This window comes from Curtobacterium sp. MCSS17_005 (assembly GCF_003234225.2).
Classification (GTDB): Bacteria; Actinomycetota; Actinomycetes; order Actinomycetales; family Microbacteriaceae; genus Curtobacterium; species Curtobacterium flaccumfaciens.
In genome coordinates this window covers 1,953,648-1,966,229 of sequence record NZ_CP126258.1, presented here as the reverse complement: position 1 = coordinate 1,966,229, position 12,582 = coordinate 1,953,648, and the positions used below count along the sequence as shown (strand labels likewise).

At 70.5% G+C, this 12,582-nt stretch carries 15 protein-coding genes; 7 read left to right on the top strand and 8 right to left on the bottom strand.

Features of this window, described 5'->3' with window-relative positions:
- Positions 1–4: 4 nt before the first annotated feature.
- Complete coding sequence (locus tag DEJ20_RS09490; protein WP_111236288.1) at positions 5–1,489, bottom strand: basic amino acid/polyamine antiporter; 1,485 nt, start codon at positions 1,487–1,489, stop codon at positions 5–7.
- Positions 1,490–1,531: 42 nt separating this feature from the next.
- Positions 1,532–2,128: an HdeD family acid-resistance protein gene (locus tag DEJ20_RS09485; protein WP_181431622.1), complete on the bottom strand. Its 597-nt coding sequence runs from the start codon at positions 2,126–2,128 to the stop codon at positions 1,532–1,534.
- A gap of 214 nt (positions 2,129–2,342) precedes the next feature.
- Here DEJ20_RS09485 and DEJ20_RS09480 point away from each other — a divergent pair, with 214 nt between their 5' ends.
- Both DEJ20_RS09480 and DEJ20_RS09475 read left to right on the top strand, forming a co-directional pair.
- Positions 2,343–2,972 carry a DUF308 domain-containing protein gene (locus tag DEJ20_RS09480; RefSeq protein ID WP_181431623.1) on the top strand — a complete coding sequence of 210 codons (630 nt, stop codon included), beginning with the start codon at positions 2,343–2,345 and terminating at the stop codon, positions 2,970–2,972.
- Positions 2,969–4,033: an AI-2E family transporter gene (locus DEJ20_RS09475; protein ID WP_111236291.1), complete on the top strand. Its 1,065-nt coding sequence runs from the start codon at positions 2,969–2,971 to the stop codon at positions 4,031–4,033. The genes DEJ20_RS09480 and DEJ20_RS09475 overlap by 4 nt, the downstream gene beginning before the upstream one ends.
- A gap of 12 nt (positions 4,034–4,045) precedes the next feature.
- Here the strand turns inward: DEJ20_RS09475 and DEJ20_RS09470 are convergent, their stop codons facing one another.
- The gene (locus DEJ20_RS09470; RefSeq protein ID WP_258377244.1) at positions 4,046–4,855 is read right to left on the bottom strand and encodes a class II glutamine amidotransferase; all 810 of its coding nucleotides are present in this window, start codon (positions 4,853–4,855) and stop codon (positions 4,046–4,048) included.
- A gap of 156 nt (positions 4,856–5,011) precedes the next feature.
- On the opposite strand from DEJ20_RS09470, the gene DEJ20_RS09465 reads away from it, so the two are divergent.
- Both DEJ20_RS09465 and DEJ20_RS09460 read left to right on the top strand, forming a co-directional pair.
- Positions 5,012–5,755, top strand: coding sequence for an HpcH/HpaI aldolase family protein (locus DEJ20_RS09465; RefSeq protein WP_111236293.1), 744 nt, complete (start codon positions 5,012–5,014; stop codon positions 5,753–5,755).
- A gap of 184 nt (positions 5,756–5,939) precedes the next feature.
- The gene (locus tag DEJ20_RS09460) at positions 5,940–7,595 is read left to right on the top strand and encodes a catalase (protein ID WP_111236294.1); all 1,656 of its coding nucleotides are present in this window, start codon (positions 5,940–5,942) and stop codon (positions 7,593–7,595) included.
- Positions 7,596–7,693: 98 nt separating this feature from the next.
- Here the strand turns inward: DEJ20_RS09460 and DEJ20_RS09455 are convergent, their stop codons facing one another.
- Positions 7,694–8,752, bottom strand: coding sequence for an NAD(P)-dependent alcohol dehydrogenase (locus tag DEJ20_RS09455; protein WP_111236295.1), 1,059 nt, complete (start codon positions 8,750–8,752; stop codon positions 7,694–7,696).
- Between the two features lie 46 nt (positions 8,753–8,798).
- Here DEJ20_RS09455 and DEJ20_RS09450 point away from each other — a divergent pair, with 46 nt between their 5' ends.
- From DEJ20_RS09450 to DEJ20_RS09440, 3 genes are read left to right on the top strand one after another with little or no spacing between them, the layout of a single operon-like run.
- On the top strand, positions 8,799–9,374 hold the full coding sequence (locus DEJ20_RS09450; RefSeq protein ID WP_111236296.1) for a TetR/AcrR family transcriptional regulator: 576 nt from the start codon (positions 8,799–8,801) through the stop codon (positions 9,372–9,374).
- Between the two features lie 52 nt (positions 9,375–9,426).
- On the top strand, positions 9,427–9,729 hold the full coding sequence (locus DEJ20_RS09445) for a DUF4190 domain-containing protein (RefSeq protein WP_111236297.1): 303 nt from the start codon (positions 9,427–9,429) through the stop codon (positions 9,727–9,729).
- A 30-nt stretch (positions 9,730–9,759) separates the two neighbouring features.
- Positions 9,760–10,260, top strand: a complete 501-nt coding sequence (locus tag DEJ20_RS09440) for a GNAT family N-acetyltransferase (protein WP_220035026.1) — start codon at positions 9,760–9,762, stop codon at positions 10,258–10,260.
- Between the two features lie 3 nt (positions 10,261–10,263).
- Here DEJ20_RS09440 and DEJ20_RS09435 read toward each other — a convergent pair whose 3' ends face one another.
- The 4 genes from DEJ20_RS09435 to DEJ20_RS09420 form a co-directional block, all read right to left on the bottom strand.
- A complete protein-coding gene (locus tag DEJ20_RS09435; protein WP_111236298.1) occupies positions 10,264–11,316 on the bottom strand; it encodes a BLUF domain-containing protein in 1,053 nt (350 codons plus the stop codon).
- Between the two features lie 246 nt (positions 11,317–11,562).
- Complete coding sequence (locus DEJ20_RS09430) at positions 11,563–12,054, bottom strand: hypothetical protein (protein ID WP_111236299.1); 492 nt, start codon at positions 12,052–12,054, stop codon at positions 11,563–11,565.
- A gap of 42 nt (positions 12,055–12,096) precedes the next feature.
- Entirely contained in the window at positions 12,097–12,360 is a 264-nt protein-coding gene (locus DEJ20_RS09425) for a hypothetical protein (protein WP_146245482.1), read from the bottom strand.
- Positions 12,361–12,393: 33 nt separating this feature from the next.
- Entirely contained in the window at positions 12,394–12,540 is a 147-nt protein-coding gene (locus DEJ20_RS09420; RefSeq protein ID WP_181431624.1) for a hypothetical protein, read from the bottom strand.
- Positions 12,541–12,582: the final 42 nt, after the last annotated feature.

Genomic DNA, 12,582 nt, shown 5'->3' with positions numbered 1-12,582 from the left:
CTTCTCAGAGTGTGATGGAGCCGGTGCCGAGCCCGATGATCGCCGCGACCGCACCGACCACCGACAGGACGCAGAGGACCCGTTCGGCGGTCGTGAACACGCGCAGTGCGCGCTCCCGACGTGCGATCACGTAGAGGATCGTCGCGGGTGCGTAGATCAAGAACGACAGGAGCAGGTACTGGGGGCCGGCCGCCACGACGAGGAACACCGTGTAGACGACCGCGACGACGGCCGCGACGAGCTGTCTCCGGGTGAGACCGCCCACCGCTCCGGCAGGTTCGACCCCGCCGTGCGCGCGCCGCGACCACCGTGGGATCCCGAACTGCACGGCGTACAGGGCGGAGAGGAAGTACGGGATCAGCGACAGCGAGCTGCAGAGCTCGAGCATGGACGTCAGGGCGTCGTCGGAGAACATCGTGATCACCAGGAAGACCTGGATGAGGCCACTGGTGAACAGCAGCGCCATCCACGGCGTGCCGTGACGGTTCACGCGGGTCAGGAACCGGGGTGCGTCCTCCTGCCGAGCGGCCTGGAACAGCACCTCGCTCGACATCAGGGTCCACGCCAGGTACGCACCGAGGACCGAGACGACGAGTCCGATGTTGATCAGCACGGCTCCCCACGGGCCCACGATCTCGCCGAACACGCCGGCCATCGACGGCTGCCGCAACCCCCGCAGCTCGGCGGCGGGCAGCGCGGCGAACGAGACCAGCGTGACGAGCGCGAAGACGGCGAGGACCCCGAGGAACCCGCTGAGCGTCGCCCGCCCGATGTCCTCGCGTCGACGTGCGTACCGGGAGTAGACGGTGGCTCCCTCGACGCCGAGGAAGACGAACACCGTGATGAGCATCGTCGAACGGACCTGGCTGAACAGCTCACCCGCGCTCGGCTCGGCGCCGCCCCAGAGGTTCAGTTGGAAGGTGTCCCAGTGCGTGCCGACGATCGCACCGACGACCAGGAACAGCACGATCGGGACGAGCTTCGCGACGGTCACGATCGTGTTCAGCGCCGCGGCGTTCTTCGTCCCGCGCAGGACGAACAGGTGGAACGCCCAGAGCATGGCCGAGGTGACCGCCACGGACAGCAGCGTGTCCCCTTCACCGAAGGCGGGCAGCACGGAGCCGATGGTCGAGCCGATCAGGACCCAGTAGGTGACGTTGCCCACGCAGGCGCTCGCCCAGTACCCGAAGGCGGAGAAGAAGCCCAGGTAGTTGCCGAACCCCGCTTTCGCGTAGGCGAAGATGCCGGCGTCGAGGTCGGGCCGGTGCGTCGAGAGCGCCTGGAACACGAACACGAGCATCAGCATCCCGACGCCCGCCACCACCCACGCGATGACGGTCGCGATGACGCCGGCTCCGGTGGCGAAGTTGCGCGGGAGCGAGAACACGCCCGCCCCGACCATCGACCCGACCACCATGGCGGCGAGTGCGACCACCGACAGCGTGCGGTCCTCGCTCGTCACGGGCGCCTGTTGCTCCTGCACTGCCATCTGCTTCCCTCTCTCGTGGGTCGCTCGGAGTCGGTCGTCCGGCTACCGGTCGGCTGCGACGGTCGTTTCGGGTGTGGTGGAGGCGGGACGGCCCCAGCTGAACGCTGCGGTGAGCTGGACGACCCCGAAGACCATGAGCACGCTGCCCACGGCGGCGACGGTCAGCAGCGCGCCCAGGAAGGGCAGGTTGATCACGAGGATTCCGCTCAGCACGCTCAGGACGGCGAGCACCGCGGTCAGGGCCCGGTGCCCCTGCGCCGGTGAGTACACCATCGCGATGCCTTCGAGGATCCAGGCGAACCCGATGAGCAACGCCACCCAGCGCACGCCGATCGGTGGGAGGACGATCGCGACGATGCCACCGGCGACCACGAGCAGCCCGAGCACGACCAGCCCGAGGCGTCGCCACCACACCCTCGATGACGTCATCGCGGCGCGGAACACCATCGCTGCCCCGGACACCACCAGGTAGGTCCCGAACACCCACGCGACCGCGAAGAGCGTCGCGTGCGGCAGGACCAGCGCAGCCAGCCCGGTGAGGATCCCGACGACCCCGACGACGCCGAGTGCCAGGCGGAGCCTGCTGCCGACCGCCGACGAGGACCCAGCCCCGTCGTCGACCGCTCTGTCGACACTCATGTCCGCCCGACCTTCCCTGGAGGTCCCGACTGGTGCTGGTGGTGCTGGCGGTGCGAGACCGCGCTCGGAGTCCGTATTGCGGACAGGCCTACACCCGAACCTGAGGAGTCGTCCACCTTCGATGCGCACGCATGGGACCGAACCCGACCAGGCGAAGCGGTGTACGAACCCCGTCAAGGAGCGACGCCGCTCCGCACGGGCGGGAGGCACGGGTATGTCGAGGACAGGCGAGGAACACGTCGGCGCCGGAGCCCGAGCACGTGGTGGCCCGGCCCCACGACGGGCGCGGCAGGGCATGGTGCTCGTGATCACCGGGATCGCCGGCTTCATCATCGCGATCCTGATCCTCACCCGCCCACCCGCTGCGCTCGACGCCGAGGTGCACCTGCTCGGCTCGTACATGGTGCTGTCGGGCCTGCTCCGCATCGGCCGGGCACAGGTGGGAGACGGGATGGCCCTCGTCCGTCGCGTCATCCACGGGGTCCTCGGCACACTCGTCCTCGTCGCCGGTGTCGTCGCCGTCGTGCACCCACCCGGCCAGCTCAGTGCCTGGGTCACGCTGATCGCGATCGCCTGGGTGCTCGAGGCAGCCGTCATCCTCACCGGCTCCACGTTCTCGGTCGCGAGGGGGTTGACGCTCATCGCCGCGGTCCTGTGCATCTGCATCGCCGTCGCACTGATCTCCTACCCGGTCATCGGTGTGGGTGCCGCGACGGCCTCGAGCGCGGTGTTCCTCGTGCTGTTCTCCGCGGCCCAGCTCTTCGAGGGGATCCTCGTCTGGCTCCCGCCGCGCTCCGAGACGATCGCCGTCGGCGGCGAGGACACCCCACACCGACGCCGATGACCAACCACGGGGAACGCCGGACCGCGACGACGTCCTTCGCCGTCGTCGTCGCCGGGGCCGTCCTGGGCGTCGCCGGGGTCAAGGCGCTCTCGTGGCTGGTCGCGCCGTGCCTCCTCGCCCTGGTGATCGTCGTCCTGACCCGCCCACTGTCTCGTCGGCTCGGTGCACGCGGTGCCCCCGCGGTGGTCGGCATCGCGGCCGCCTTCGTCACCGGGCTCGGGATGATCGTGGTGCTCGTCGCCGTCGTCGCCTTCGCGGCCGTGCGGCTCACCGCGGTCGTCCGTGCCTACCGCTCCGACCTCGAGACGCTGGTCCTCCGAGCGCACAGGGTGCTGACGGAAGCCGGTCTGACCGACGCACAGTCCCACGGCCTCACCGACGTCATCACGCCGGACCGCCTGCTGCGGTGGTCCGCCTCGGTCGCGCCGTCGCTGGTCAGCGTGGGCGCGACGGTCGTCTTCTTCCTCGGACTGCTCCTGTTCCTGTCGATCGAAGCGACCCAGGTCGATCAGCGGCTCGCGGGCATCCGACGTGCTCGGCCGGCGATCGCGGCAGCCTTGACGGAGTCGGCGCGGCTCACCCGACGGTACTTCGCGGTCACCACCGCACTGGCCGTGGTGGTCGGGGCACTCGATGCGGTCCTGCTCGCTGCGCTCGGGGTCCCGTACCCGGTCCTGTGGGGCGTGCTTGCGGCCGCGTGCAACTTCATCCCCTACGTCGGGTTCGTCATCGGCCTGGTGCCGCCGGCGTTGATCGCGCTCCTCGACAGCGGGCCCGAGCTGGCGATCGTGATCGTGATCGTCTACGTCGTGCTGAACTCCGTCGTCACCACCATCGTCCCGGCCAAGGTCGTCGGTGACGTCGTCGGGATCAGCATGTCCGCGACGGTGGTCTCCCTGGTGTTCTGGGCCTGGGTCCTCGGTCCGATCGGTTCGGTCCTCGCCGTACCGTGCACGCTCGTGGTCAAGGGCGTCCTCGTGGACGCCGACCCGCGCGCACGATTCCTGGCGCCGCTGCTGAACTCCCGGAAGAAGAACACCTCGGAACAGCGCGCCCGGTGAGCGACGCGGTTCTCACTCGGGTGGAACGGGTCGGAACGGCACCTCGACGGAATCGGTGCCGATCGTCACCGCCGTGCCGGCCGGGACCTCTCGCCAGAGTCCCGGGAGCGCGACCAACGGCTCGGAGACGACCACCCGCGCGTTCTCGGGCATGTGCGCCAACCGCCCCACCTCCGGGTACAGCTGCCGGACCGATCCGACGTCCGAACTGATGAACAGCGAGTTCGCGGTCCCCGCGGTCGAGTAGCGGACGGCCGTCAGCGTCTCGCCGTCGGTGAGCCCGATCGTCATCTGCAGGGCGCCCTCGATCCCGGCAGCACTCGCGACCGACTCCACGAACCCCGCCATGCGTTCCAGCCCGCCGACCGGGTCCTCCTCGAGGCCGAAGGTCAGTGCGAGATGGAACATGAGTTCGGAGTCGGTGGATCCGAGGATGCACGGGAACAGGTCGTCGCGGACCGCGGCGAGCAGCTGCCGACGGACCACGGCGAAGTCCCTGATGAAGCCGTTGTGCACGAACAGGCGGTTGCCGTACCGGAACGGGTGGCTGTTCGTCTCCTGGATCGGGGTGCCGGTCGCCGCCCGGACGTGCGCCAGGAACAGCCCGCTCGACACCTCGGACGCGAGTTCGCGGAGGTTCTCGTCCCCCCACGCGGGCGCGGCACTCCGGAAGAGGGTCGGTCGGTCGCGCCGTCCGTACCACCCCAGACCCGTTCCGTCACCGTTCGGAGCCGGGGTCTCCGGTGAGTGGAAACGACTCTGCTCGATCAGCGAGCGCTCAGTGTCGTAGATGAGCTCTCGCGGCTCGATCGGATCTCCCACGTACCCCAGCCACCGACACATGCGAGCCTCCCCGGCTTCGTCGCCCGACGCCCTGAGTCAAGCACCATCGCGTGCCGAGCGCCCGCCCGCGCCCCGGTAGCCTGACCGGCACGGCCGCGATCGAGCGATGGCGCCGACGAACGACGGAGGACCACGGTGCCAGCACTCGGAGACGGCCGCGCCGACGGCGTGTGGTGCACGCTCGGCGAACCCCGCACCACCGCGCAGATCGCGCAGAACGGGTTCGCCTGGCTCGGTCTCGACGCCCAGCACGGCGCCTTCGACGACGCCACGCTCCTGGCGACGATGCCGGCGCTCGCCGCGGTCGCTCCGCAGGTCCCCGTCGCGATTCGTGTCGCCGAGGGCTCGGACGCAGCGATCGGCCGTGCGCTCGACCTCGGCGCCGACATCGTCATCGTCCCGATGATCGAGACCGTCGAGCAGGCCGAGCACGCCGTCCGTGCCGCGCACTACCCACCGCGGGGCCGACGGAGCTGGGGGCCGATGGCGGGACTCTGGGGCGGCCCGGCACCGTCCGCCGACGCTGCCGACCCCGAGGTGTGGGTGATGCTCGAGACACCCGAGGGCCTCCGTGCCGCCGAGCAGATCCTGGCGGTCCCGGGCGTCTCGGCGGTGTTCGTCGGCCCCTTCGACCTGTCGATCGGACTGGGCATCGAGCTGGACGCACTGCTGCACGACGACGGCGCACTCCCCGCGATCGTCGCCGCCGCCCGCCGGGCGGGCAAGCACACCGGCGCCTTCGCCGGCGATCTGGCCCGTGCCGAACGGCTCCGCGCACTCGGGTTCGACCGTGTCGCCGTCGTCACCGACGGCACCCTACTGGCCCACGGTGCGGCCGCGGTGCTCGGCGCAGCAGCCACCGGTCGCACCTCGTACTGACGGGTCGTCAGCGGCGAAGTACTGACGGGCCGTCAGCGGCGAAGTACTGGCGGGCCGTCAGCGGCGGCCGCACCGGCGACCGGTCCTCGTCCGCGTCCTCGACCCCGCTGAGAGGGCGTGCCCGCGCCCCGGTCCACACTCGGTCGGGAACCCGAGCCGACCGCGACCGCAGAGAGGACGAGACATGACCGACGTCTCCAGCCAACCGCCCGCCGAGGGCGACGACCGCCGCATCCTGACGAACCGCCAGGGCCACCCCGTCTACGACAACCAGAACCAGCGCACCGTCGGAGCCCGTGGCCCGGCGACGCTCGAGAACTACCAGTTCCTCGAGAAGATCAGCCACTTCGACCGCGAACGGATCCCGGAGCGGGTCGTGCACGCTCGCGGTGCCGTCGCGTTCGGGTACTTCGAGGCCACCGGCACGTGGGGTGACGAATCCATCGCGAAGTACACCCGCGCGAAGCTGTTCCAGGAGGCCGGCAAGCGCACCGACCTGGCGATCCGGTTCTCCACCGTGATCGGCGGCCGTGACTCCTCCGAGGCCGCCCGCGACCCGCGCGGCTTCGCCGTGAAGTTCTACACCGAGGACGGCAACTGGGACCTCGTGGGCAACAACCTCGGCGTCTTCTTCATCCGCGACGCCATCAAGTTCCCCGACGTCATCCACTCCCTCAAGCCCGACCCCGTGACCTTCCGGCAGGAGCCGGCGCGCATCTTCGACTTCATGTCGCAGACCCCCGAGTCGATGCACATGCTCGTCAACCTGTTCAGCCCGCGCGGCATCCCGGCGAACTACCGCACCCAGCAAGGCTTCGGCGTGAACACCTACAAGTGGGTGAACGCGGACGGCGACACCAAGCTCGTCAAGTACCACTGGATCCCGTCGGTGGGCGTGTCGTCGATGACCGAGGCCGACGCCGCCGCCGTGCAGGCCGGCGACCTCGGGCACGCGTCGAAGGACCTGTACGAGGCGATCGAACGTGGTGAGTACCCCGAGTGGGAGCTCCGCGTGCAGCTCATGGACGACCACGACCACCCCGAGCTCGACTTCGACCCGCTCGACGACACGAAGGTGTGGCCGGAGAACGAGTTCCCGCCGAAGCCCGTCGGCAAGATGGTCCTGAACCGCAACGTCACGAACCACTTCGCCGAGAACGAGCAGCTGTCCTTCGGCACCGGGGTGCTCGTCGACGGCCTGGACTTCTCCGACGACAAGATGCTCGTCGGCCGCACGTTCTCGTACTCGGACACGCAGCGCTACCGCGTCGGCCCGAACTACCTGCAGCTGCCGGTGAACGCCCCGAAGAACGGTGCCGTCGCGACCAACCAGCGCGACGGACAGATGGCGTACCATCAGGACCACGGCGGCGAGAACCCGTACGTCAACTACGAGCCGTCGATCACCGGCGGCCTGCGCGAGGCGGAGTACCCGACCCACGACGACCAGGGGCCAGAGATCGTCGGGCGTCTCACCCGCAAGCGGATCCCCCGGACGAACGACTACACCCAGGCCGGCCAGCGCTACCTGCTCCTGCAGGACTGGGAGCGCGACGAGCTCGTCGCGAACTTCGTCGACCTCATCTCGCAGGCGGCCCGTCCGGTGCAGGAGCGCATGCTCTGGCACTTCTACATGGTCGAGGACGACCTGGGTCGTCGCGTCGGCGATGGCCTCGGCATCACCCTCGACGAGGTGCGGAACCTGCCCCCGCTGCAGTCCCAGACGCTCAGCGACGACGAGCTCGCCCGCCTGGCGAACCTGGGCCACAACGGCTCCCGCGACGTCGAGGGCCTGATGATGACGCACTGCGTCCCTGACGAACGCGCCGTGCGCGTCTGAGACGCGACCCCAGGACGGACGGGAGGCCCGGTGCCAGCTGGCACCGGGCCTCCCGTCCGTCCGTGGCGGAGACCGAAGGGTCCGCTCGCCACCCGGGGTCAGGCCGGCTCGGGCACGTCGAGGTCAAGGAGGTCGAGCACGAAGCGGTAGCGCACGTCACCGCGCGCCAGGCGCTCGACGGCCGTGGCGACGGCGGCGGCGGGCAGGACCTCGACGTCCGCGACGATGCCGTGCTCGCCACAGAAGTCGAGCAGGTCCTGCGTCCAGCGGTGGCCGCCGCTGCCCGCCGACGCGAGGCGCTTGCGCCCGATCAGCAGGTCGGTCGTCGCGACCGTCACGGGGCCGAGGTGTCCGAGGCTGAAGAGCGTGCCGTCCAGGTCGAGCACCCCGAGGTACGGGCCCAGGTCGTGCTCCACGGCGACGGTGTCGAGGACGACGTCGAGGGAGCCGCGTGCGGCCTGCATCGCTGCCCGGTCTGTCGACACCACGACGTGGTCGGCCCCGAGCCGCTCGGCGTCCGCGGCCTTGGCCGGCGTCGTGGTGAACGCGGTGACCTCGGCGCCGAGCGCTCGCGCGAGCCGGACCGCGAGGTGCCCCAGACCGCCGATCCCGACCACGCCGAGGCGGGTCCCCGGGCCGACCCCGACGGAACGCATCGGTTCCCAGACCGTGATGCCGGCGCACATCAGGGGCGCCACGGACGCCGGGTCCAGCGCGGCCGGACGGTGGTACACGAACCGGTCCCGCACGACGTACCGGCCGGCCCAGGCACCGGCCGTGACGGAGCCGTCGACGCGGTCCCGGCCCGCGTACGTCAGCGTCGGGAACTCGACGCAGAAGTTCTCCTGCCCGCGGCGGCACATCGCGCACGTGCCGCACGAGTCGACGATGTTGCCGACCGCGACCGGGTCCCCGGCGCGGAAGTCGGTGACCGCCGTGCCGACGGCCACGACCTCGCCGACGAACTCGTGGCCCGGCACGATCGGGAACGTCCCGCCCTGCTCCGGTGGCGTGGCGAGGGCGTGCAGGTCGCTGTGGCAGACCCCGCAGAACGTCACGCGGACGTCGACGTCATCGGGTCGGAGGTCGCGTCGGAGGAGCGGGGCCGGGTGGAGGGGATCGTGGAGCGCATCGGACACGAGTGCGGTGGTGAGCATGAACCCGATACTACCTACTAGTTGGTAGCCCCGTAGGATCGGTAGCGTGAGCACCGCAGACGACACCCGCGCCCGCATCCTCGACGCGGCCACCACCGAGTTCGCGGAGCACGGCATCGCGGGCGCGCGAGTCGACCGCATCGCCGAGCGTTCCGGCATGAGCAAGCCGATGATCTACACGTACTTCGGCGGGAAGAGCACGCTCTTCGACGCCGTCTTCCGCGCCCACGTCCTCGGCAACGGCGACCGTGTGCCGTTCGACGCCGCCGACCTGCCCGGGTACGCGGCACGGTTGTACGACGACTACCTGGCCGACCCGGCGCTCGTGCGACTGCTCGTGTGGAAGCGCCTCGAGCAGGACGGGGCCGGATACCTGTACCCGGGGTTCGAGGAGCACGACGAGCAGCACCTGCGGGAGATCGCGGCCGAACAGCGTGCCGGACGGGTGCGCGACGACCTCGAGCCGATCGACCTCTGGGCACTGCTCATCGCCAGTGCGGCGACCTGGGCCCAGGGCTCCATCACCGTGGTCGCGACGGCCGAGGACTCCCCCGCCGAGCACGATCGGCGGCGGGGGGCCCTCGTTCGCTACGTCGAGGGAGCGGTGCGGCCTCCGGCGTGAGCCTCGATCAGGGGTGCGCGGAGCGGTCGACGCCGACCCTAGGCTGGCCGACGTGACCGACCTCGCTCCTGACCAGTCCGCGCCGAGCGCCGCCGGGTCCCCCGCATCGGCAGCCGTGCCGCTACCGCCCCTGAGCCTGCTCGCTGTGGTGGCGATCGCCCTCGCGTTCGTGGCACCGATCGGCGGTCTCGTCGTCGGGTTCATCGCGCGCCGCGACGTGCGACTGACCGGTGAGCGGGGTGACGGCATCGCGTTCGCGGCGATCCTGATCGGGGCGACGCTGACGTTGTTCGGGGTCATCGTGCCGCTGTTCCTCGGCGGTGCGGGGTTCTTCGACCTGGATCTCCAGCTCTGAGCACCGGACGCCGGTCGCTACCCTGACCGAGTGGGGAACGATGCTGATGTCTCGACGCTGATCCGGCCGGGGACACTCGCTGATGCGGATGCGATCGCCCATGTGCACACGGTGTCGTGGCGAGAGACGTACGGCCGGTTCGTCGACGACCCGGACACGAGCCCGTGGTTCGACGCGGGTCGCCGGGTCGACATGTGGCGGTCGACGCTCGCGAGCCCTGATGTCCGAGGGGTCGTCCAGGTCGCCCTGGACAGCACTGCGGTCGTTGGCTTCGCCGCGGCGCAGGTGACTCCCGAGCCGGATGCCGTCCGCCCCGAGGAACTGACGACGCTCTACGTCCTGGCACGTGCGCACGGGACCGGAGCCGGCCAGGCACTCCTCGACACCGTGCTCGCCGACCGTCCGGCGTCGCTGTGGGTGGCCGCGGACAACCCGCGGGCGCACGCCTTCTACCGGCGGAACGGCTTCACGCCCGACGGTGCGGAGTCGGCGTTCGGACCGATCCCCCGGACCGTGCGTCTGGTGCGCTGAACGTCAGTCCACTGCCGGCGCGGAGATGTCCCAGACGGTGGTCTCCTCGTACTGCTCCGACCAGCCGCGGCGCATCCGGGCGGCGGCACGGTCGAACGCGTCGACGACGTCGGTGTCCGGCGTCAGGAGCGCCTGCAGGCGGATGCCGTCGTAGAGGGCGAGCAGCTGCTGCGCACCGCGGACCGGGTCCATCGTCGCCGGTTCGCGGCCGGCGCGGACGTCCTCCTGGAGCGCGGCGCGGACGGTCTCGCGGAACTGCAGGTACGCGGACCGGTAGTAGTCGGCGCCATCCGTCGACGGGTCGGTCGAGACGGCGAGCGTCGCGGCGATCAGACGCATGAGGGACGGGTCCTCGGCGTGGGCGGAGAGCAGCGCGTGCAGGAATGCCACGGTGCCCTTCTCACCGGCGAGCGGCAGCAGCGGTGCAGACACGGCGCGGGTCCACCGCATCACGGCCGCGGCGAGCAGCGCGGGCTCGGACGGGAAGAGCTCGAGGATCTCGGACTGTCGCATCCCCGACCGGGCCGCGACGCCCTCGAGCGAGAAGCGTGAGAGTCCGCCGTCGTGGAGGACGGCGATCGCACCGTTGATCGCCCGGGTGCGCGGGACCTCCTCGTCCGCGGCGTTCTGGTTCGTCAGCGGTGCCAGCGGGTGCTTCCGGAACCAGTCCAGCAGGGCGCGAGCCCGGGAAGCACCGAACGCAGGATCGGTCGGGCGACCCGCGCTGAACAGGTCGCTGAACCCCGGCACGTCCTGCATCAGGGGGTCGAGGGACTGGAACGCCATCGACCAGTCCGGGAACGAGCGCTGGGCGATCGGTTCGTCGAGCAGCACCCGGACGTTCGTGTGCCGCGGGTCGGCCCGGACCTGGTCGAAGCGCTCGCGGACGACGTCGTCCTCGCCCTCGATGATCCCGATGCAGTTGTCGTCGCGGTGCGCGAGCATGCCGGTGACGCCGAGCCGGGTGTTCTTCTCGCGGCCGACCGCCAGGATCTGCGCGAGTTCGGAATCCGTGATCGGACGGGTCTGGGTGCTGGTGTAGACGAGCGATCGCATGGTGCTGCTTCCTGGTCGGACGGTCCCCCGGTGTGAGGGAGGCGCCGCCGTGTCGAACCCGAATCGACTCGACGGCACCTCGTGGTCACCGTAACCAGCGGCGACCACCTTCACTGCGACGCAAGACGGTCCGTGGCTGCTCGGCACCCGGGGGATGCCGACCTCTGAATGGAACCATCCGGCCGAGTCCGGCGGTACCCCCACAATGGGGAACGCGCGTTCTCCGGCCGTTGATCGGGGTTCGCGTCAGTGCGCGCGGTCGCCCGACGGGGGCGTCTCGACGATGCGTTCGCCCGTCGTCGGGTCCCACCCGATGGTGCGGGGTTCCGCCGCTCGCGGGCGTCGTTCCTCGCACGGGAAGAACGGCCGAGCGCTGGGCAGGTAGCTGAGCACCGCGGCGACGACGGTGCAGACGGCGTCGACGAGGCTCCAGTCCACACCGTCGGTGGCGATGGCGAACGCTGCGCTGCAGGCAGTCAGCCCGGCGATGATCGCGAGCCAGAGTCGCGCGTTGCCGGAGCCTCGTCCCATCCGCGCCGCCAGCCACACGAACAGTGCCGACCAGGCGAGGACGAGGACGAGCCCGAGCGAAGCCCCGATGATCGCGCCGCCGGCTTCGCGCATGGACACGACGATGCCAGGTGCGGCGGCCACGAGGCTGATGATGACGGACGCCCACCAGAGCGCCACGGCGATCGTGACGACCCGCGGCATGCGCTGTTCGGTCTGCTGTGCCATCAGGTGCTTCCCCGTCGTTCCGCCGGATGCGGCTCGACGATCCTACGGTGACGGCTGACGCGCTCCGGCCCTGCGCGATCGGCGGAGGACGACCAGTCCCACGGTCAGCCCGGCTGCTGTCAGTGCTGGTGTCACGAACCACCCGATCCCGATCGGCGACGCCCTGTCAGCGGGCGCGTCGACGCCGAGGAGCAAGTGCAGCACCAGGAGCGGGAGCACGACAGTCGCCGTCCAGGACGCGATCACCAGCACGGTGAGCAGGACCACTGCGCCCCGGTGCGAAGCCGTCCCGGGAGCGTTGGGCATGCAACCATCCAACCAGCGGCCTGGTGCGATGCCCTAGGGGCGGTAGTCCTCACGACGTGGCGGGACCTGCGCCGCGTGCGAATCGGTGAACGGCTTCGCGCCCCGCATCCCGCCCATGGTCTTCGCGACCGTCGTGAGCAACCAGCCCAGTCCTCGTGCCACGGTGCTCAAGATCTTCATGGTGCCCCCTCGTCGGACAGCCCTGTACCGTCGTTCCGCTGT